Origin of the sequence: Bradyrhizobium sp. I71 (assembly GCF_022354745.1) — a bacterium.
GTDB classification, from domain to species: Bacteria; Pseudomonadota; Alphaproteobacteria; order Rhizobiales; family Xanthobacteraceae; genus Bradyrhizobium; species Bradyrhizobium liaoningense.
On the sequence record NZ_CP059398.1, the window covers coordinates 2,936,592 to 2,957,363 of the forward strand.

Annotated in this window: 20 protein-coding genes; 9 read left to right on the forward strand and 11 right to left on the reverse strand. The window is 64.9% G+C overall.

Translation table 11 applies throughout. The annotated features are described in order from the left end of the window. Positions 1-213 precede the first annotated feature (213 nt). From FJV43_RS14410 to FJV43_RS14425, 4 genes are all read left to right on the forward strand, one after another. Positions 214-735 carry a hypothetical protein gene (locus tag FJV43_RS14410; protein WP_239627894.1) on the forward strand — a complete coding sequence of 174 codons (522 nt, stop codon included), beginning with the start codon at positions 214-216 and terminating at the stop codon, positions 733-735. Positions 736-845: 110 nt separating this feature from the next. Continuing rightward, positions 846-1,040: a hypothetical protein gene (locus tag FJV43_RS14415; RefSeq protein WP_239627895.1), complete on the forward strand. Its 195-nt coding sequence runs from the start codon at positions 846-848 to the stop codon at positions 1,038-1,040. Between the two features lie 24 nt (positions 1,041-1,064). After that, a complete protein-coding gene (locus tag FJV43_RS14420) occupies positions 1,065-1,655 on the forward strand; it encodes an SCO family protein (RefSeq protein ID WP_239627897.1) in 591 nt (196 codons plus the stop codon). A 217-nt stretch (positions 1,656-1,872) separates the two neighbouring features. Continuing rightward, entirely contained in the window at positions 1,873-2,808 is a 936-nt protein-coding gene (locus FJV43_RS14425) for a transporter substrate-binding domain-containing protein (RefSeq protein WP_239627899.1), read from the forward strand. Positions 2,809-3,041: 233 nt separating this feature from the next. Here the strand turns inward: FJV43_RS14425 and FJV43_RS14430 are convergent, their stop codons facing one another. Further along, on the reverse strand, positions 3,042-4,010 hold the full coding sequence (locus FJV43_RS14430) for an IS110 family transposase (protein ID WP_239620704.1): 969 nt from the start codon (positions 4,008-4,010) through the stop codon (positions 3,042-3,044). 471 nt (positions 4,011-4,481) lie between these two features. Between FJV43_RS14430 and FJV43_RS14435 the strand changes: the two genes are divergently transcribed. Continuing rightward, positions 4,482-6,122, forward strand: a complete 1,641-nt coding sequence (locus tag FJV43_RS14435; protein ID WP_239629426.1) for a lysine--tRNA ligase — start codon at positions 4,482-4,484, stop codon at positions 6,120-6,122. A gap of 115 nt (positions 6,123-6,237) precedes the next feature. Here the strand turns inward: FJV43_RS14435 and FJV43_RS14440 are convergent, their stop codons facing one another. Then, positions 6,238-6,990, reverse strand: a complete 753-nt coding sequence (locus FJV43_RS14440; protein ID WP_239627901.1) for a carbonic anhydrase family protein — start codon at positions 6,988-6,990, stop codon at positions 6,238-6,240. A gap of 139 nt (positions 6,991-7,129) precedes the next feature. Beyond that, positions 7,130-7,786 carry a helix-turn-helix transcriptional regulator gene (locus FJV43_RS14445; protein WP_239627903.1) on the reverse strand — a complete coding sequence of 219 codons (657 nt, stop codon included), beginning with the start codon at positions 7,784-7,786 and terminating at the stop codon, positions 7,130-7,132. A gap of 274 nt (positions 7,787-8,060) precedes the next feature. Here FJV43_RS14445 and FJV43_RS14450 point away from each other — a divergent pair, with 274 nt between their 5' ends. Both FJV43_RS14450 and FJV43_RS14455 read left to right on the forward strand, forming a co-directional pair. Beyond that, a complete protein-coding gene (locus tag FJV43_RS14450; RefSeq protein ID WP_239627905.1) occupies positions 8,061-8,405 on the forward strand; it encodes a DUF952 domain-containing protein in 345 nt (114 codons plus the stop codon). Next, a complete protein-coding gene (locus FJV43_RS14455) occupies positions 8,402-9,499 on the forward strand; it encodes a quinone-dependent dihydroorotate dehydrogenase (RefSeq protein WP_028181548.1) in 1,098 nt (365 codons plus the stop codon). Before FJV43_RS14450 ends, FJV43_RS14455 begins: the two co-directional genes overlap by 4 nt. A gap of 85 nt (positions 9,500-9,584) precedes the next feature. Here FJV43_RS14455 and FJV43_RS14460 read toward each other — a convergent pair whose 3' ends face one another. The 5 genes from FJV43_RS14460 to FJV43_RS14480 all read right to left on the reverse strand — a co-directional run bounded on the left by FJV43_RS14460 (position 9,585) and on the right by FJV43_RS14480 (position 15,328). Then, positions 9,585-10,964 carry an MATE family efflux transporter gene (locus FJV43_RS14460; RefSeq protein WP_239627907.1) on the reverse strand — a complete coding sequence of 460 codons (1,380 nt, stop codon included), beginning with the start codon at positions 10,962-10,964 and terminating at the stop codon, positions 9,585-9,587. A 1-nt stretch (position 10,965) separates the two neighbouring features. Next, the gene (locus tag FJV43_RS14465; protein WP_239627909.1) at positions 10,966-11,700 is read right to left on the reverse strand and encodes an MBL fold metallo-hydrolase; all 735 of its coding nucleotides are present in this window, start codon (positions 11,698-11,700) and stop codon (positions 10,966-10,968) included. Between the two features lie 21 nt (positions 11,701-11,721). Further along, a complete protein-coding gene (locus tag FJV43_RS14470; protein WP_197949184.1) occupies positions 11,722-12,027 on the reverse strand; it encodes a DUF6460 domain-containing protein in 306 nt (101 codons plus the stop codon). A gap of 392 nt (positions 12,028-12,419) precedes the next feature. Next, positions 12,420-14,294: an ATP-dependent DNA ligase gene (locus FJV43_RS14475; protein ID WP_239627911.1), complete on the reverse strand. Its 1,875-nt coding sequence runs from the start codon at positions 14,292-14,294 to the stop codon at positions 12,420-12,422. Then, positions 14,291-15,328, reverse strand: coding sequence for a ligase-associated DNA damage response exonuclease (locus FJV43_RS14480; protein ID WP_239627912.1), 1,038 nt, complete (start codon positions 15,326-15,328; stop codon positions 14,291-14,293). Before FJV43_RS14480 ends, FJV43_RS14475 begins: the two co-directional genes overlap by 4 nt. A 199-nt stretch (positions 15,329-15,527) precedes the next feature. Here FJV43_RS14480 and FJV43_RS14485 point away from each other — a divergent pair, with 199 nt between their 5' ends. Beyond that, the gene (locus FJV43_RS14485; protein WP_239627914.1) at positions 15,528-16,454 is read left to right on the forward strand and encodes a methyltransferase domain-containing protein; all 927 of its coding nucleotides are present in this window, start codon (positions 15,528-15,530) and stop codon (positions 16,452-16,454) included. 115 nt (positions 16,455-16,569) lie between these two features. Continuing rightward, entirely contained in the window at positions 16,570-17,799 is a 1,230-nt protein-coding gene (locus FJV43_RS14490; RefSeq protein WP_239627916.1) for an ABC transporter substrate-binding protein, read from the forward strand. A 76-nt stretch (positions 17,800-17,875) separates the two neighbouring features. On the opposite strand, the gene FJV43_RS14495 is transcribed toward FJV43_RS14490, so the two are convergent. The 3 genes from FJV43_RS14495 to FJV43_RS14505 form a co-directional block, all read right to left on the reverse strand. Then, the gene (locus tag FJV43_RS14495) at positions 17,876-18,727 is read right to left on the reverse strand and encodes an amidohydrolase family protein (RefSeq protein WP_239627918.1); all 852 of its coding nucleotides are present in this window, start codon (positions 18,725-18,727) and stop codon (positions 17,876-17,878) included. A gap of 3 nt (positions 18,728-18,730) precedes the next feature. Further along, the gene (locus FJV43_RS14500; RefSeq protein ID WP_239627919.1) at positions 18,731-19,708 is read right to left on the reverse strand and encodes an aldo/keto reductase; all 978 of its coding nucleotides are present in this window, start codon (positions 19,706-19,708) and stop codon (positions 18,731-18,733) included. Positions 19,709-19,811: 103 nt separating this feature from the next. Continuing rightward, entirely contained in the window at positions 19,812-20,744 is a 933-nt protein-coding gene (locus FJV43_RS14505; RefSeq protein ID WP_239627921.1) for a sugar-binding protein, read from the reverse strand. Between the last annotated feature and the right edge of the window lie 28 nt (positions 20,745-20,772).

Consider the following 20,772-nt stretch of genomic DNA (forward strand, 5'->3'; position numbering starts at 1 on the left):
GCGGTTGCAACTGAGATCAAGGGTGTGGCGCGTAAGACCTCATTAACTTGTTCCGCTTTGGGATAGAGACCGGCCGAGTGCAGCGCGGACGCAACACTGGATTTGAATTTGTTTCGATCGAGCCGGGCTGCCTAGACAAAACCTTGGTTACGACAGACGCTAGCTGTGCATCACCACCTGACACGCAGATTCGAATTCGCTGGGGCGGGGACAATGAAGTTGCTGACGGGATTGCTTGCGGCGGTTGTCCTGATCGCGGGCATGGGGGCGTCTCACGCGGTGGTTCGGATCGCGGATGACCGCGGCGGCCGGATTGGAACCTACGTCGACAAATACCAGGACCTCAGGCAATCGGGCGAGACCGTCATCATCGACGGCCTTTGCGCTTCCGCCTGCACCATAGTCCTCGGCGCAATCCCGCACGACCGGATCTGCGTGACCTCGCATGCGACGCTCGGCTTCCACGCCGCCTGGGATTTCGGCTCCAACGGCCGCGCCATCACCAATCCCGAAGCAACCCAGATGCTCTATGCGATGTATCCCTCGCAGGTGAAGCGCTGGATCGGCCAGCGCGGCGGGCTTACCCCACGCATGCTCTTCCTGAGGGGCAAGCAGCTCGAGGCCATGTACAAGCCCTGCTACCTGGACGCGCAGGCCTCGACGGCCAGACCGTCGCGCCGATCGCTCCCAAAAACCGAGCAGCTCGAATCCGCTCGGGGTCAGCTCCTTCACTGATATTCGCAGCCTGACGGGACCCTTTTGCACCGCCGGCGGCGGCTTGCCCGCAGGCGGCACAAAGCCTATCTGAAAGCCTGGGAACCGGGACCGTCGTCCCGATCGTTGTCATGGCTCAACCACTGCATCCAGCGCATCGGCTATCGGACAATTCGCCCACTGCCGGCCGGATGCCATCCGTGCTGCTGTGGGCTGGCGCGGCAATCGGCAGTGTCGTGATGATCGGCGCACTGGCGCTCTGGTTCCACTATGGCAGCCAGGTGTTCTTCGAAATGATCAGGACCGGCTTTGCCGCCTGCTTCTGACCTGCGACAGGAAGTTTTCCGCCCATGAGTTCCGCTGCCCGTCCGCTGGTGATCGCGACCGCCTTCGCCGCAAGCCTGATTGTCGGGCTCCTGATCATGTTCTGGGCCATGGGCGGGCTGGGCAAGGTGGCGCAGCCGGCCGCGATCGGCGGGCCGTTCCAGCTGACCGACCAGAACGGCAAAGTCGTCACCGATAAGAGCCTCAAGGGCAAGCCGACCCTGATCTTCTTCGGCTACACTCATTGCCCCGACGTCTGCCCGACCTCCCTGTTCGAGATCTCAGAGGTGCTGCGCGTAATGGGCAAGGATGCCGACAAGGTCAATGCCGTCTTCATCTCGGTCGATCCCGAGCGTGATACGCCGGCGACGATGAAGGACTATCTGTCGAGCTTCGATCCGCACCTTGAGGGCCTATCCGGCGATCCCGCCGAGACCGCCAAGGTCATCAGCTCCTACCGGGTCTATGCCAAGAAGGTCCCGACCAAGGACGGCGACTACACCATGGACCACACCGCGCTGATCTATCTGATGGACCGCGAGGGAAGGTTCGTTTCGCCGTTCAATTTGAAGCGGACGCCGGAGGAGGCGGCGGCTGATTTGAGGAAGTATCTGTGAAGGCTGCGTTCGGGCCCAACTGCTTCCACATCGTCATGGCCGGGCTTGACCCGGCCATCCACGTACTTGGGCGGGACGGCAAAGTACGTGGATGCCCGGGACAAGCCCGGGCATGACGGCCGAGGGACCTTCACCCAGCCACATTCCGGGCTCGCGTTCCCGGCGGGATGGTCTATAAGGCCCTCCGATCCCAACGAAATTCGTTCATCTCCGGCCGATGGCTCCATCGCAACAGGCGAAATCGTCTAAATCTGCCCGTAGCTTGCTGACGGGACTGGCCGTCGGCGCCTGCCTGCTCACGGGACTGCCCGGCGCCGAGGCGCAGGCTCCCGCCAAGCGGCCCCCAGCAACGCCCCAGGCAGCGCCGCAGGTCGCCCCCCAGGCAGCCCCGCAGGCCGTGCCCGGCTTCTGGGACCCGCGCCGGCGACCAGAGCGGCCCGACCTGTCGCGCCTGACCGTGATCCGCTTCCTGACCGAGACCGACTATCCGCCGTTCAACTTCACCGGCGCGGACGGCAATCCGGCCGGCTTCAATGTCGATTTCGCCCGTGCGCTTTGCGAGGAGATCAAGGTCACCTGCACGGTGCAAATGCGCCGCTTCGAGACGCTGGTCGACGCGCTCACCTCCAACCGGGGCGATGCCATCATCGCCTCGATGGCGGTGAGCCCGCAGCTTCGCGCCCGCGTCGACTTCACCGATCCGTATTACCGCGTGCCGGCGCGCTTCGCCTCGCGCAAGGACGCGGTGATGCCGGAGATCCGGCCCGAGTATCTCGAGGGCAAGAAGGTCGGCGTCATCGCCGGCTCCGCGCATGAGGCCTACCTCAAGGCGATGTTCACCGACGCCGAACTGCATGCCTATCCCAGTGACGATGCGATGCGCGCGGCCTTACGCAGGGGCGAGGTCGATTTCATCTTCGGCGACGCCATCTCGCTGGCGTTCTGGATCAACGGCACGGATTCCGGCGATTGCTGCGCCTTCTCGGGCGGCCCCTTCGTCGAGAGCCGCTTCTTCGGCGAAGGCATCGGCATCGCCGTGCGCAAGGGCAACGACGTGCTGCGCCAAGCCCTGAACTGGGCGATGTTCCGCGTCTGGGAAAAAGGCCGCTACACCGATCTGTGGCTGCGGTATTTCTCGGTGAGTCCGTTCTAGCCTGCGCTCTTGCGGCGCGCGAGCTGCCGTAGCAACCATTAAATAGCGGCCGTGTTTTGCGCCGTCCGGATCGCCTGCGTCTGCCATGATGACGCCGTGCTCGCGTCCGTCAAGGCGTGGCCTGGCGGCAGATCGGGTGATGTTGGGGCGAGCGACGGCCATCCTTGACGGACGCTACGCGCGACGTCATGAGGGAGCCGTAGGTCGGGACGAAGAAGCGCGTCTCGGTCGAACTAAGAAGCAGGGAATGATCCTACCGGAGGTTCGCCGCACCACGGCGTGCCGCGAGCCACCACTGTGTTGGCGAAGATGAGCATCTTTCTGGCACAGGCAACGAGCGCCTGCTTGTGTTCCTTTCCAGCCGCAGTCAGCCGTTGATAGAGCTTGATGAGCTGCGGGTTCCATCGAAACGATGCGGCCAGTGAAGCCGTATAAAGGGCGCGGCGCAGCCGCTTTCGTCCGCCCTCGATATGCCGAACGCCTGACCGGTCGCCGCTGTCGTCGTCATAGGGCGCAAGGCCGGCGAGAGCGACAGCTTGCTCCCGCGTGATCTGGCCGATCTCAGGCAGACGCACCAGGATGGCCACGGCGGTCGGCAGCCCGATGCCGTCAACGCTGTTGATCAGGGCAAGTCTCTTGGCAAGGTCGGGATGCTTGCGGATCGAGGCGACCAGAGCCTTGAGTGCGACCCTCACGCGCTGCTCCAGGCGAGCGATATCCTCTTGCCAGAGCTTGTTGATCGCCGCATTGCGGCAGCTTTCGATCCTGTTTTTGAGGCGTGCAATATCCTCACCGATCTGATCGATCATGGTCAGCTGCTCGGCGAACGGCAGCAACCGGGGATCGGGAGCGGTATGGATCTTCCGCACCGCGGCGGTGCAGGTTGCGATAAGAGCGGCATCGATCTTATCGTTCTTGGCCCGTTGCAAGTGGAATGTGGCATAGGCTCGGACCTGAGCCGGCTGAAACACCACAACCACAAACCCCTTGCGTCGCAGTTCGGCGACGACAGCCTGTTCGTAACCGCCGCTCGCCTCGATGCCGACGCGTTTGATGCGATGCTGTCGCAGCCACGTCAGCAAAGCCTCATGGCCTTCCGCCGTGTTCGTCACCTGCAACTGCTCGCGGCTGCCCTCGATCGCCACATCGAGCTTCCGTTTGCCGGTATCGATCCCGGCACAGATCGTGGTATGCTTGGCCATCTTCGTCGATCCCTCCCTTGTTATGCGAACCTAAAGTTCGTTCAACCATTCGGGTCCCGATGAAGTGCCGATCGCGATCTTGCTACGTCTGACAGCCCTCAAGGCTTCGGTGGGTACCGATCCGATCGAACGGCGACCCAGCTCGGGCGGCCACCCGGGCTGGGCCATTCCTCACGGAACGGCTCAATATAACCAATCGGGCTAATACAAGGGTGGGCAAACGCGCGCAAGCGCCGTGCCCACGTCTTATGAATGGTGGGCACGCTACGCTTTGCTCACCCTACGATTCTAGTTTCGCTGTTTCCTCACCGTCATTGCGAGGAGCGCAGCGACGAAGCAATCCAGATTGCTGCTACGGAAACAGTCTGGATTGCTTCGCTTCGCTCGCAATGACGGCGGAGGCGGCTGTGTCGCCCCGCAAAATTGCATTCTGCCCGGAAATCGCTATTTTCCGCGGCCCGGAGGCCCATGATGTCCGTTATCGATCTTGCCGCGAACCCGAGCGACCTGCGTGCGCTCGCCGAACAATCCAACGCCTGGCCGTTCGAGCAGGCGAAGGCCATTGTCGCGCGGCTGAAGAAGAGCCCGAAGGACGAGGTGCTGTTCGAGACCGGTTACGGTCCCTCCGGACTGCCGCATATCGGCACGTTCGGCGAGGTCGCGCGCACCTCGATGGTGCGCCATGCCTTCCGCGTGCTGACCGAGGACAAGATCAAGTCCCGCCTGCTCGCCTTCTCCGACGATATGGACGGCCTGCGCAAGGTGCCTGACAACGTGCAGAACAGAGCGCCGCTGGAAGCCAATCTCGGCAAGCCGCTGACGCGTGTGCCTGATCCCTTCGGCACGCATGACAGCTTCGGCGCGCACAACAATGCGCGGCTTCGCGCCTTCCTCGACCATTTCGGCTTCGACTACGAGTTCGCGAGCTCGACCGACTACTACACGTCGGGCCGCTTCGACGCGACGCTGCTCAAGATGCTCGCCGCCTACGACAAGATCATGGCGATCATCCTGCCGACGCTGGGTCCCGATCGCCGCGCGACCTATTCGCCGTTCCTTCCGATCAGCAAGACAACCGGTGTCGTGCTGCAGGTGCCGATGATCCGCCGCGACGTCGCGGCCGGCACGGTGACCTATGTCGATCCTGATACGAAACAGGAGGTCGAAACGCCCGTCACCGGCGGCAACGTCAAGTGCCAGTGGAAGGCCGACTGGGCCATGCGCTGGGTCGCGCTCGGCGTCGACTACGAGATGGCCGGCAAGGATCTGATCGATTCGGTGAAGCTCTCCGGCGCGATCGCCAGGGCGCTCGGCGCCACGCCGCCCGAAGGCTTCAACTACGAGCTCTTCCTCGACGAGAAGGGCCAGAAGATCTCGAAGTCGAAGGGTAACGGCCTCACCATCGACGAATGGCTGCGCTATGCCTCGCCGGAATCGCTGTCGCTGTTCATGTATCGCGAGCCGAAGGCGGCCAAGCGGCTGTATTTCGACGTCATCCCGCGCAACGTCGACGACTATCAGCAGTTCATCGACGGCTTCGCCAAGCAGGACGGCAAGCAGCAACTCGGCAATCCGGTCTGGCACATCCACAACGGCAAGCCGCCGAAGGGCGACATGCCCGTCACCTTCCAGCTGCTGCTGACGCTGGTGTCGTCGTCGAATGCGGAGAATGCCGAGACGCTGTGGGGCTTCATCGGTCGCTATCGTCCCGGCGTGACGCCGCAGACGCATCCGAAGCTCGACGCGATGGTCGGCTACGCCATCAACTACTATCGCGACTTCGTCGCGCCGACGAAGCAGTTCCGGGTGCCGACAGACAGCGAGCGCGCCGCACTCCAGGATCTGCGCGATGCGCTGTCGCAGTTGGCGCCGGACGCTTCGGCCGAGGACATCCAGAACGTCGTCTATGAGGTCGGCCGCCGCGAACCGTTCCTCGACCAGGTCAAGAAGGGCAAGGACGGCCGCCCCGGCGTCACGCTCGACTGGTTCAACATGCTCTACCAGGTCCTGCTCGGCCAGGAGAAGGGCCCGCGCTTCGGCTCCTTCGTCGCCGTGTATGGCGTGCAGAACGCGGTGAATATGATCGACGGCGCGCTGGCGCGGAGCGCTTGACGTAGGTCGCGGACGTGTAGCCCGGATGAGCGCAGCGACATCCGGGTCTGTGCATGCCGCACAAGCAGTCCCGGATGTCGCTGCGCTCATCCGGGCTACGGGCCTCCGCTTTTGCTCAGGTCGATCTCAGCACGTAGCGCCGGTTGTCCTTCTGCACCGGGCGCGCGTTCATTGGATAGAGCTTTGCGAACGCCGCGACGTCGGCGCTGGCGACCTGGATCGGGTCGGTCAGCAGCAGCCATTCCACCACTTCCGAGCAGGGCGGCGTCGTCAGCGAGCCGGGATAGCGGAAATAGCCGAGCCGCTGCGGCAGCATGGCGCGAGGATCGATGGCGGCGTCGGCCTTCACGGCAGGTCCTTCCGCTGCCGGCATGGTCTTGACGATCTTGCCGAAGGCTGCGTTCGGCCTGCCCTCGGTCATCAGCACGCCGACCACGGCGAGCCCGCCGGCCTCGTTGCGGTGGACGAAATGCGCCTCCATCGGGAAGTTCTTGCCGCCGATCATGTGCTCGCTCGGGCGATGGAAGTGCACCTGAAGCAATTTGTACTTGACGTTGCCGAGCATCAAGCTGCTGCCTTCGGCGAAGTTGAGCTGGATCGTGTGCCCGTTGTTGACGATGGTGTCGGCGCTCTTGCCCCAGTTCAGCTTCAGAACGGGCAATTGCGACTTGATCGTCGCCTCGATGTCGATCGGCGACTGCTGCAGGCCGACCGCGCAGGCCTTGTTGGCCGCATCGAGATCGCCCCATTTGGCCGGACCGCCGACGCCCTCATAACTCCAATGCGTGCCTTCGGCGGCGAAAGCCGGCTTGCAGAGCGGACAAAGCGCGAGGCCCGCCAGGGCCTTCAATGCGTGACGGCGATTCATCTTTATCCCCCCAAAGACAAACTGGATCGACAATATCGGCTGCAGCCTATGCAAGAGGAGCGGTGAGTCGCAAGGTCGCCCGTTGCGGGCCGCGGCGCGGTGGTGTCACCCCACCCGGCACCATGCCGACGGAAGGCAATCACTGGCTCGCCCACAGGATCCGCGCAACCCACGCCACATCGCTCGCCGCCAGCGCGCGTTCGGCCTGTGTCCCATTGAGCGGCTGAAGCTCCAGCGCCTTTGCAGTGCGGCGCTTCAGCGTCGCGACCGTCACCTCGCCCGCCTTGCTCCTCACCACCACGCGATCGCCTTTGCGGATCTGCGCGCCGGGCGAGACCAGGACGATGTCGCCGTCGCGATAGACGGGTGCAAGCGCATTGCCCGAAATCTCCAGCGCAAAAGTGTGGCCGTCCTCGGTGGCGGGAAGCGCGATCTCGGTCCAGCCCCTGCCGGATGGAAGGCCGGCCTCGTCGAAGGCGCCGCTCATCCCGGCCTGCGCGAAGCCGAGCAGCGGCACCGAGCGCCCGTCGCCCGCGCCGTCATTGTCAATCAACTTCGCAAAGCTGTCGATCGAGGCGCCGGCCGCGGCCAGCGCCTTTGCGATCGATTCGGTCGAGGGCCAGCGCTCGCGGCCGTCGGCGGTGATGCGCTTGGACCTGTTGAAAGTGGTGGGGTCGAGCCCGGCACGCTTGGCAAGCCCGGACGGCGACAATCCGGCGCGCGCCGCCAGCCGATCCAGCGCGGCCCAGATCTGGTCGTGAGTCAGCATCCTCTGCGCTTTGGCTTGTCTGACCATGGAAGGCCCAGCCCGTCGCAACTCAGGAAAACTATCCTCAAATCAACCGGTTTTCCGTTTTTCGCGCAAGAGGTGGCGAAGTGGGTACCGGTTCGCGTCTCGAAAATGCGTCAAAACAACAATCCAGAGCCCCGTTCCGATTTCATCGGAACGGAAAAGACTCTAGGTCTTGAGTTCGGAAGGGACGGCCTTTACGGTCGCGCCCGGGTTTTGCGGACCCGCGTGAGACGAAAAAACCCAAAAAACTCAAAGAACAAACAAGGCTGCGGAAGCGGTGGTCAAGATCTACAAAATCTGTCCGGCCTCGGCCTGGCGCGAGGCGGAACGGCAGGGTGTCTACCGGGGCAGCGCGGATGACGCGCGCGACGGATTCATCCATTTCTCGACTGCTGCCCAGGTTCCCGAGACCCTGCGCAAGCACTATTTCGGGCAGCGCGCGCTGTTCCTGGTCGAGGTCGACGGCGACGTGCTCGGCAGAGAGCTGCGCTGGGAGCGCTCGCGCAACGACGAGCTGTTTCCGCATCTCTATGGCGAGCTCGATGTCGGCGCGGTGATCGCGGTGATCAACCTCAACATGCGCTCCGACGGCGGTCACGATGTTCCGGAGCTGCTGCCGTGATCCGCGCGTTCGACGCCTTTTCGCTGCCGGTGCTGCGCTGGCTCGACCCCGAGGATGCGCATCGCCTCGCGATCCAGGGCCTGCGCTTCCTGCCGCCGGCCAAGCCGCGTGCCGATGATCCCAAGCTCGCGGTGCGCGCCTTCGGGCTGAACTTTCCCAATCCGATCGGCATGGCCGCGGGCTTCGACAAGAGCGCCGAGGTTCCGGACGCGCTGCTGCGACTCGGCTTCGGCTTCGTCGAGATCGGTTCGGTGACGCCGAAGCCGCAAGAAGGCAATCCGCGGCCGCGGCTGTTCCGGCTCGAGCGCGACGAGGCGATCATCAACCGGATGGGCTTCAACAATGACGGTGCGGAGGTTGCGTTGCGCCGGCTTGCGGCGCGTGCGCAGCACGGCGGCATCGTCGGCGTCAATGTCGGCGCCAACAAGGATTCGCCGGACCGTGTCGCCGACTACGTCAAGCTGATCGAGACCTTTGCGCCGGTGGCGAGCTATTTCACCGTCAACGTCTCCTCGCCGAACACGCCCGGCCTGCGCAATCTGCAGGAAGGCGCGCTGCTCGACGATCTCCTCGCACACGTGATCGACGCCCGCGAGCGGGTGCGCCAGAAGGCGGGCGACACGCCCGTACTGCTCAAGATCGCGCCGGATTTGAGCCTTGCCCAGCTCGACGACATCGTGCAGGTCGCGCGTTCGCGCCGGGTCGACGGCATGATCGTGTCGAACACCACGATCGCGCGGCCGAGCACGTTGCGTGAGCAGGTGCGGGCGAAGGAGCAAGGCGGCCTGTCCGGCCGGCCGCTGTTTCGTCTGTCGACGCGCATGGTCGCGGAAACCTATGTGCGCGTCGAGGGTGCGTTCCCGCTGATCGGCGTCGGCGGCGTGGACTCGGGCGGCGCCGCGCTGACGAAGATCCGCGCCGGCGCCAGCCTGATCCAGCTCTATTCGTCGCTGGTCTACAAGGGTCTCGGCCTCGTCGACGAGATCAAGCGCGACCTGACATCGACGCTGCTCCGCACGGGCCGGGATTCGCTCTCCGATATCGTCGGTGCCGACGCGGCGACGCTCACGGCGGAAGACTGGCCGGGGATGTAGCTCTTCGCCTCTCCCCGCTTGCGGGGAGAGGCCGGAATTCGCGAAGCAAATTCCGGGTGAGGGGGACTCTCCGCGCGTCCAACTCTCACCGTCCTTGCGGAGACTCTCCCTCATCCCAACCTTCTCCCCGCAAGCGGGGAGAAGGAGAAGAAAACGTCGCCCGATACAGCGCCGGATAGCGCGCGCCCTGCAAGCCGCCGCGGGCGACGTAGAACGCGATCAGCGCGCACCACAATCCGGCATTGCCGAACGATTGCAGCGCCAGCCAGACGCCGAAAAAGATCGCGAGCGATGCCAGCATCAGATTGCGCATCTCGCGCGCCCAGGTCGCGCCGACATAGATACCGTCGAAGCCGAAGGCGAACACGCCGGGGATCGGCGCAAGCACGATGAACGGCAGGAACTCGCGCGCGGCGCGGCGAACGTCCTCACTGGCTGTCATGACATTGATCAGGTTCGGGCCGAACAGCGCGAACAGCGCGGCGACGACCAGCGCGAAGCCGAGGCCCCAGAGCAGCACCAGCCTGGTCGAATCCGCAAATCCCCTGGCGTCGCGCGCGCCAAAACTGCGGCCGCAGAGCTGCTGGGCTGCGTTGGCGAGGCCGTCGAGGAAGAAGGCGCTGACCAGGAGGAAATTGTTGAGCACGGAGTTCGCCGCCAGCGTGACGTCGCCGGCGCGCGCGCCCTTGGCGGTGAAGAACAGGAACACGGCGATCAGCGCCGCCGTGCGGATCATGATGTCGGAGTTCACCGCCAGCAGACGCATCAGTTTTGCGCGATTGAACAGCGTTGCGCGGGGCACCCTGAAGCCACCGTCCGCATAGCGGCGGCAGACGACCACACCGAGCACGAAGCCGATCGTCTCCGAGAGCAGCGCGGCGATCGCAGCGCCGGCAATGCCGGTGTCATAGACGAGCACCAGCAGGATCGTCGCCACCATGTTGATGACGTTGATGACGACCTGGAGCGCGAGGGCGGGATTGGCGCGGGCCTGCCCGACCAGCCAGCCGAGCACGACGTAATTGGCGAAGGCGAATGGCGATGACCAGATCCGGATCATGAAATAGGTTTTCGCCGCGCGCGTCACGCCTTCGCTGCCGCCCATCAGGTCGAACAGCACCGAGGTCAGCGGCAGTTGCAGCACGATCAGGCCGGTGCCGATCAGGCCGGCAACGATGAAGCCGCGTACCAGGATCGCGGTCTGCTCGCGCGTCTCGCCGGCGCCCAGCGCCTGTGCGGTGAAGGCGAGCGTGCTCATGCGCAGGAAGCCGAACAGCCAGAACAGGCAGTCGAAGATGACCGAGGCCATCGCGACGCCGCCGAGCAGCGCGGCATCGTCGAGCCGTCCGATCGCGGTGGTCGAGACCACGCCGATCAGCGGCGTGGTCAGGTTCGCGACCATCGCCGGTCCCGCGATGGAGAACACCTGTCGGGAGCTGATCCTGGGATGAACCGGCGCGTGCATGTCAGAACACGAGCACCATGCCGTCCTCTGCAGCGAGATGCGGCACTTCGCCCAGGCGCGACAGCATGTCCTCGCTCATATGGGTTAGGACGAGCCGCTTGGCGCCGATCGCGGGCAGGTGCTGTTCCAAGGTCTTCAGGCTGAGATGGTTCTTGACCACCTTCTCGTACATGTAGGCTTCCGCGATGAAAAGGTCCGCGCCATGCGCCAGCGGAATGAGCGTCTCCGTCCATTCGGTGTCGGCGCTGTACGCGAGCGTGCGGCCCTCGGCCTCGACGCGATAAGCCAGGAAGGGCCCGCCGGATTCGCCGTGCACGACCGGATAGGGCGTCACCGTCACCGCGCCGAAGCTTTGGCCTTGCTCGGGGGCGAGTTCGATCACGTTCAGCTCGAACCGCTGTTTGGTCTTCGAGGAATGCTCGAACAGCGCTTCCATCACCTGGGCAAGCCGCGCCGCGATGCCTTTCGGACCCGCGATCGTCAACGGCCGCGTCCGCCGCGAGAATTGCGCGTCGAGCAGGACAAACGGTAGCCCACCGAAATGGTCGCCGTGGAAATGCGTGATCAGGATCAGATCGATCTCGTTGCAGTCGATCTCGAGCCGCTTCAGCGCCGGCAGTGCCGACGCGCCGCAATCGATCAGGAAGTTGGCCTCGCGCCCGGAGACGTGGAAGCAGGTGTTGAGCCTGCCGCCGGAGCCGAAAGCATCGCCGCAGCCGACAAAGCGCAATTGCATCGGCCGCGAGCCTTCAAGATCTCACCGGCCGCGCGGCGCGCCGAAGACGCGCGAGAGCAGCCAGATCGGGATGACGATGACGGCGCCGAGCAGGAAGTAGCGCCACAGCCAGTTCACGGCATCGAAGCCGAGATCCCAGAGACGCTGGAACAAGAGACGAATGCTGTAGATGATGTTCCAGGGGTCGAAGCCGATCGCGGCCAGCACGACGCCGACCAGGATCGAGAGCAGCACCAGGCGAAACGCGACCGCCAGCGGGGAGCCGCCGAGAAAGCGGTGCAGGCCGTCGCTGCGGCCGGCCGGCAAATCTCTGACGTCTTGGACCATCGCAAACTCCTCAGGGGATTCGACCCCATTATAGGGCACGGCGAGGCACATGGGGAACCCGCAAGCGAGCGTCAATCAGCTTACCGTGTTTTAATTTCGTCATCACGTCGGAGCCGAGATCTGGGGACGCTGCCGGTGGCGGGCTCGGTCACCTCTCCCGCGCGGCCCATCCTTCGAGACGCCCGCCTTTGGCGGGCCCTCAGGATGAGGACCGAGTGCGTGACGGCAGTTTCAGCGGGCGCCGCTGGCACTTAGCCTCATCCTGAGGAGACCGCGAAGCGGTCGTCTCGAAGGACGAGGCGCGCGCTCAGCTCGCGAGTGACACCATATGCGATAGCCCTGCCCGCAAGGGGGAGAGGGAGTGCACTGCTGTCGCGGCCAGACCGAACGCTTCACATTTCGATCTCCGCCGCTTCCGCTTTCAGCATCTTCTCCAGCGTTTCCAGCCGGTCGGCCTCGCGCGGCGGCTTGTCCCAGCGCAAGCGGCTGATGCGGGGAAAGCGCATGGCGACGCCGGACTTGTGTCGCGGCGAACGTTGCAGGCCCTCGAACGCGACCTCCAGCACGAGCCCCTTGTCGCCCTCGTGCACGACATGACGCACGGGGCCGAACTTTTCCGTGGTGTTGCGGCGGACGAAGCGGTCGATCTGGAGGAGCTCCTCGTCCGTGAAGCCGAAATAGGCCTTGCCGACCGGCACCAGTTCGTCGCCGCCTTCGCCCTCGGTCCAGACGCCAAAAGTGTAGTCGGAATAATAGGACGAACGCTTGCCGTGGCCGCGCTGGGCATACATCAGCACGGCATCGATGATGTGCGGGTCGCGCTTCCACTTCCACCATTGGCCCTTCGGCCGCCCGGGCAGATAAGGCGCATCGCGCCGCTTCAGCATCACGCCCTCGACGGCGTCCGCATCCTCGCCGGCACCTGCGCTCGCCGGATCGGCGCGCGCCGCGGTCAGCGCGTCCCAGCTTGTGAAAGGGACGGTAGGCGACAGGTCGATCCGGGGATCGTCGAGCTTCCCAACGAATCTCTCCAGCCGTTCGCGTCGCTCGGCAAAAGGCAGCTCGCGCAGATCGTTCTCGTCGTCGCCGAGCAGATCGTAGGCGCGAAGGTGGATCGGAAACTCCTTGATCAGCTTCGGCGAGACGACCTTGCGGTTGAGGCGCTGCTGCAGGACGTTGAAACTCTGCACGCGGCCCTCGCGCAGGATCAGGAGCTCGCCGTCGATGGCGCCGGGCAGGTGCAGCGACGGCACGAGGTCGGGAAAGCTCCCCGTGATGTCCTCGCCGGTGCGCGAATAGAGCCGCGCCGTGATTCGGCCGCGATCGTCCCGCCCCGCCACCGCCTGCACGCGGATGCCGTCCCATTTCCATTCGGCGATGTAGTCGGCGGGATCGAGCACCGCGAAATCCGTGTCCTCGATCGCATGCGCCAGCATCACGGGCCGGAACGGCGCGGGATCGCGATTGACGGGCTTTTCGGCGCGTCCCTCCAGCCAGGCGAACAGGTCGAGATAGGGCGGGATGAGGCCCGGCCAGATCAGCTCGACCTCATGCGGGTCCTTGTCGCCGAGTGCGGCAGCCGCGGTCTTGGCGAGGCGCGCGGAGATGCCGATGCGCAGCGCGCCCGTGACGAGCTTCAGCAGCGCCCAGCGGCCGGTCTCATCCAGCTCGTCAAGCCAGCGCTCGAGCTGCTTCGGCAACTCGGTCTTTCCGAGCATGCGTAGCGTGGTGACCACCTCGGTGAGCGTTGGGGGTGGTGGGTTGTTGTGATTGCGGGCGTGAATGGACTCGTTGGGATCTCGCCCGGAGTACCCCCCTCCCTGCCCCTCCCCCGCAAGGGGGGAGGGAACGGTTGGGCTCGTGCGTCCATCACTCGCTAAGCTACTGTCAGTTTTAAATCGCGTCTGCTGCGCCGCGCCCCGCTGCGCTCCCTCCCCCCTTGCGGGGGAGGGCGGGGGAGAGGGGTGGCCCGGAAAAGATTGCGAATTGTTTCGCGCCTTCGGCCACATCAGCGCCACCGTCTCCGAGAGGTCGCCGACATAATCGTAGGAGAGCCCGAACAGCACCGGGTCGGTGCGCGCCGCGATGAGATCGCGGATCAGCGCGGGCTTGGCATGCTTGAAGCTGAGCGCGCCGGTCAGCGCGGCCAGCGCATAGCCGCGGTCGGGATCACCGACCTCGCGGAAATAGCCGGCGATCAGCCGCAGCTTGTTGTTGCGGCCGGGCTCGTAGGCGAGACGGTCCAGGAGTTCGGCGAAGCGGTTCATGCCTCAGCCTCATCCGTGATCGGCGTCTCGCTCTCCTCCTCGTCGCCATAGCCGACGAGATCGAGCGGCTGCGCTTTCAGGCCCTTGCTTCGGCACCAATGCACCAGCGCGTCTTCCTGGCCGTGAGTGACCCAGATCTCGCCCGCGCCGGTCGCGCCGATTGTAGAGGTAAGGCCGTCCCAATCGGCGTGGTCGGAGATCACCAGCGGCAATTCCACGCCGCGCTGGCGCGCCCGGGCGCGCACGCGCATCCACCCTGACGCGAAGGCGGTGACGGGATCGGGAAAACGCCGCGTCCAGAGATCGGAGGTCGCCGAGGGCGGCGCCAGCGTGATGGTGCCGGCAAGCGCCGACTTCTTCACGCCCTTCACCGGCCTCAGCTCGCCGAGTTCAATCCCGCGGCTCTGGTAGTAGTGCGTGATCTTCTCCATGGCGCCATGCAGGTAGATCGGGGCGTCATAGCCGGCCTGCCGCAGCAGCGCGATCACGCGCTGCGCCTTGCCGAGCGAATAGGCGCCGACCAGATGCGCGCGCTCCGGAAACAGCGCGACGGAGGCCAGCAGCTTCTTCACCTCGTCGCTAGCATCGCCATGCCGGAACACCGGCAAGCCAAAAGTGGCCTCGGTGATGAAGACGTCGCAGGGCACCAGCTCGAACCGGGCACAGGTCGGATCGGCCGCGTCCTTGTAGTCGCCGGAGGCGACGATGCAGGTGTCCTGGCACGTCACCGCGACCTGCGCCGAGCCCAGCACATGGCCGGCCGGGTGAAATCTGACGCGGACGTCGCCGAGCCGGATCTCCTCGCCATAGCGGATGGCTTGCGTCGATCCGGCAAAGTTCTCGCCGTAGCGCAGCCGCATCATGTCGAGCGTTTCCTGTGTCGCCAGCACCGCGCCATGGCCGGCACGGGCATGGTCGGAATGGCCGTGGGTGATCACGGCGCGCTCGACCGCGCGGACAGGATCGATATGAAAGCCGCCGGGCTTGCAACACAGGCCGGCAGCAGTTGGCAGCAGGATGTCTTGCGGACGCATGGGGTTCATATAGGGAGCTGACGCTTCAAATTAACCCGTCATGCGCGGGCTTGCCGTCTCCGCTAGGCTTCGCCGGCCCGGCGGTGTAAAAGCCCGCCGATCCCAATTTTTGGGAGGCGGGGCCCGCGCATCCATCCTCCTAAACAGTCGATTTTTGATGGATTGCCGGGTCAAGCCCGGCAATGACGAGTGGTTCCAGATGCCTCTGCGCCTGTTCCTGTCCTCCGGCGATCTCATGGCCGACCGCCGTTTCGAGTTCGCGCGCGATCTCCAGCTCAAGGGCGATCTGCCGGCGGCCGCGGACCTGCTGGAGCAGGCGATCGAGCTTGCGCCGAACTTCACCTCTGCCTGGTTCACGCTCGGCGAGATCCGCCGGCAGATTGGCGAACGCGACAAGGCGATCACGGCTTTTCGCAAGGCGCTCGACTCCGATCCCGAGGACCGGCACGGCGCCGGCCTGCACCTGATGCGGCTCGGCGACGCGGAGATGGCGGAGATGCCCAAGGCCTATGTGCAGACGCTGTTCGATCAATACGCGCCGCGCTTCGAGCACACGCTGATCAACGATCTCGGCTATCGCGGCCCGAGCCTGATCTTCAAGGCGGTGCTGGCCGCGCGCGGCGCCGCCAAGAAGCCGGCCTACTTCAAGCGCACGATCGATCTCGGCTGCGGCACCGGGCTTGCGGCCGCCGCCTTCGCCAAGCAGGTCGACCACTTCATCGGCATCGACCTGTCACCGCGCATGATCAAGGAGGCCCGCGCGACCAACCTCTATGCCGAGCTCGAGATCACCGACATGATCGAAGGCTTGCGCACCAAGGCGGACGCGAACGCAAATCTCGTCGTCGCTGCGGACGCCTTCGTGTATCTCTCCGATCTCGCACCGGTGCTCATCGAAGCCAGGCGCGTGCTCGCGTCCAGCGGCGTGCTCGCCTTCACGCTGGAGACTCATGACGGCGGCGGCATCGTGCTCGGCGAAGGCCTGCGCTATGCCCATTCAGCGGAATATGTCCGCGACGCGATTGCCAAGGCGGGCCTCGAGCTGCTGACACTGGAGCTGGCTTCGCCGCGCATCGAGAACAACGAGCCGGTGCGCGGCCTCGTCGTCGTCGCCGAGAAAACTTGAGTCTAGGCGCTAGCACCACGCAATATGAGCGTCATTGCGTCGCAAAGCTGCGACTTCCCACTTGCGAGCTGCGCTGCGATGTCAGCACAATGCCCTCGCTAGGGAGAAACAAATAATGACGAAGAATCCATCGCGGCGCGATTTCAGCGCCGGCGCGCTCGCCACCATCGCCGCATCCACCTTGCCTGCGCCTTATGTCTGGGCCGCGGAGAAGAAATACGACGCAGGCGCCAGCGACACCGAGATCAAGATCGGGCAGACCGTGCCGCATTCCGGCCCCGGCTCGCTCTACGGCGTGCTCGGGCGCATCGGCGAAGCCTATTTCCAGATGCTGAACGAGAAGGGCGGCATCAACGGACGCAAGGTCAAGTTCCTCACCATGGACGACGCCTACAGCGCGCCGAAATGCGTCGAGGCGACGCGGCGCCTGGTCGAGCAGGAGGAAGTGCTGGCGCTCTATGGCTCGCTCGGCACCGCGCCGCAGACCGCCGTGCACAAATACCTGAACTCCAAGGGCGTGCCGCAGCTCTTGCTCAACACCGGCGCGTCGAAGTGGAACAACCCGAAAGAGTTCAAATGGACGATGGCGGGCCTGCCGCTCTATCCGACCGAAGCGCGCATCCTGGCCCGGCACGTCGTCAGCGTGAAGCCGAACGCAAAGATCGGCATCCTCTACCAGAACGACGATTTCGGTCGCGACTTCCTGGGTCCATTCAAGAAGGTGCTGGCCGATGCCGGCGGTACCGCTCAGGTGATCATGGAGCAGACCTACGATCTCACCGAGCCGACCGTCGATTCCCAGCTCATCAACCTCTCGAAATCGGGCGCCGACGTGTTCTACAACATCTCGACCGGCAAGGCGTCGTCGCAGTCCATTCGTAAAGTGGCCGAGCTCGGCTGGAAGCCGCTGCAATTGCTGTCGGCGGGCTCGACCGGCCGCTCCATCCTGAGCGCCGCGGGCCTCGAGAACGCCACCGGCATCGTCGCCATCCGCTACAACAAGGAGGTCGGCCTTCCCAAATGGGAGAAGGACCCCGACGTAATGGCGTTCGAGGAGCTGCGCAAGAAGTACACGCCGGCAATCGACCCCGACAACACCATCGCCTTTGCCGGCTACGGCCAGGCTGTGACCATGGGCGAGATCCTGCGCCGCTGCGGCGACGAACTCACCCGCGCCAACGTGCTGAAGCAGGCATCGACGCTCGCGGGCTTCCACTCGCCCTACTTCCTCGACGGCGTCACCTACAGCTACACGCCCGAGAACTACACGCCGATGAAGACGCTGTTCATCTCCACCTTCACCGGCAAGGACTGGGACATCTCCGACAAGCCGATGTCGGAGTAAATGGCGGGACAAACTCTACCTCGGCCTCCCCTCTCCTGCTCTGCCAGGAGAGGCAGGAGGACGCCGGCGCTTCGCGCTAAGCCACGACAGCCAGCCGATAAGCCTGCGTCGCATTCACACCAAAAGCCTTGTCGCGCACGCGCGACCCAAGCCTCGCCAGGCAGGCCTCCAGCGCGGACTTGATATCGCCGTAACTTCCCGCAAGCAGGCATACCGGCCAGTCCGAGCCGTAGATCAGCCTGTCCTCCCCGAAACATTTCGCGGCGTGCTCGACGAACGGAAACAGGCGCTCCGCATCCCAGTCATTCCAGACCGCCTCGGTCGCCAGGCCTGAGATCTTGCACCAGACATTGCCGCAAGCGGCCAGCGCTGCGATGCCGTCGGTCCATTCGGCGCTGCCGCCGTCGGCGATCGGCGGCTTGGCGGCGTGATCGAGCACGAAGCGCGCTTGCGGAAAGGCCTGCGCCGTTGCGATCGCGGCCGGCAGTTCGCGGGTGCGGACGAGAAGATCGTAGGCCAGATCGCGGGCGAAAACGGCCGTGAGGCCGCGCTGCACATCCTCGCGGAGCAGCCAATCCGGATCGGCCTCGTCATGGACCTGGTGACGAATTCCCACCAGCCTGCCGCCGCCGGGCAAAGCGCGCAGGCGATCAAGTGTTTCGTCGAGGGCGCCATCCGTCAGATCGGCCCAACCAACGACGCCGACGACGAAGGGATTTTCGTGCGCGATGTGCAGGAACGCCTCGGTCTCCTCCAGCGCGGAGCGGCATTGCACCAGGATGCTTGCGTCGATGCCGTTGGCCTTCATGAGCGGCGCGAGATCGGCGGGACCGAAGGCGCGGCGGATCGGCGCGAGCTCGTCCGCCTCCATCCACGGATAGTCGGCGCGTGCCGGGTCCCAGAAATGCTGGTGGCCGTCGATGATCATGCCTTACACCCTGCCCGGCAGCAGCGCCCGCGCATCGACGAGCTTTCGTGCGCGCAACTCCTGCCAGAACGCCGGTGGGATCGCTGCCTCCGACATCGCGATATTGTCGGCGACCTCCGCTTCATTGCGCGCGCCCATCACGGCGACCGTCACCGCCGGATGCGCCATGCAGAACTGGAGCGCGGCAGCCTTCAGATCGGTGCCGTGCTTGCCGCAGAGCGCGTCGAGCGCGAGTGCCCGCGCCACGAGCGCCGGATCGGCGTCCTGATAGTTGAATTTGGCGGAGGTCCGCGGATCGGCCAGGATGCCGCTGTTGTAGATGCCGCCGAGCAGAATGCCGATACCCTTCGCCTGACAGACCGGAAACAGCGCATCCAGCGCGCCCTGATCGAGCAGCGTGTATCGCCCGGCGAGCAGAAAACAGTCGACCGGCACGGCCTCGGCGAAGCGAACCAGCATCTCCGACTGATTCATGCCGGCGCCGATCGCCTTGACCGTGCCCTCGTTGCGCAGGCGCTGGAGCGCGCGGAAGGCGCCGGCGACGGCGTCGTCATAATGGTCGTCGGGATCATGCACGAGCAGGACGTCGACGCGGTCGAGCCCAAGGCGCGCCAGGCTCTCCTCGACCGATCGCATCACCCCGTCATGGCTGAAATCGAACACCGGCCGCTCGCGCGGCGTGCCCTTGTAGTGCTCGTCCTCGGCGGCAGCGCCATCCGGTGCGCGCAGCAGACGGCCGACCTTGGTCGAGATGACGTAGGAGTCGCGCGGCTGCTGCCGCAGGAATGCGCCCAGCCGCCGCTCGGCAAGGCCAAAGCCATAGAGCGGCGCGGTGTCGAAGAAGCGGATGCCGGCCGACCAGGCGCGCGCGATCGTCGCCTCCGCATCGGCATCGCTGACGGGAGCGAACAATCCGCCGAGCGGAGCGGAACCCAGGCCGATTGAGGTGACATCGAGAGCGCCGAGCCGCGAGCGTTTCATTTCCATTGCCTTCCAGCAGCCTTCTTCCGGCAGAGATCATCTCTCCCGCTTGCGCAAACCGCAAGCGGGAGAGGCATGCAGGAGCGCGGGGCCGGCGGCGCGCCTACTTCAACATCTGTGCGACATTGTCCTTGGTGACGAGATCGAGGCCGGTGTAGACAATCTCCGGTACTTTCTCGCCTTTCTTGATCGCGAGCAGCGTGTCCATCGCCTTCTCGCCCATCTCGAACGGACGCTGACCGACCAGCGCATTGGCATAGCCGTCGCGCAGCAGCTCGAGCTGCATCTTCAGCGTATCGGCCACGACCAGCGTGAACTTGCCGGAATCGATGTCCTTCTTGTTCCTGGATGCGAAGGCCTTGAAGCCCTCGGGAGCGAACATCGGCCAACCGCCGATCGGAACGATGGCGGCAAGGTCGGGCGTTGCGGTGCGCATGTCCGTCATTTGCTGGACCGCGAGCGCGGGATCGTCGTTGCAGAAGGTCGGGGAGCCCGCGACCTCGGTCCATTTCGAGCCCTTCAGTGCCTCGCGCACGCCATCGACGCGCTCGGCGAGATTCTTGGCGCCGGGACCGCCCGAGACCATCGCGTATTTGCCGCCATCGGGCCGCATCTTCAGGAGCTGCTTGCCGAGAGCCAGGCCGAACTCCTTGTTGTTGGTGCCGATATAGGCGATGCGCTTGGAGCCCGGTGCGTCGGCATCGAAGGTGATGACGGCGATGCCGGCCGCGGTTGCCGCCTCAATCGACTTGGTCATGGCAGCGACGTCGGCGACCGAGATGGCGAGACCGTCGACCTTCTGGGTGACGAAGTCCTGGATGATCTGGGCCTGCGTCGCAGGCTCATGCTCCACCGGCCCCTTGTAGATGCACTCGATGTTGCCGAGCTCCTTGGCGCGCTTCAGGCAGCCGTCGCGTGCAAAGTCGAAGAACGGATTGTTCATCGCCTTGGGTACGATGACGAAGCGGTAGTTCGCGGCAAATGCCGGCGTAGCCATCATCGCAACGGCGATGCCGGCAAGAAGAAGTTTCCTCATTGTCTCCTCCACCCTTCTCTAGCGCCCA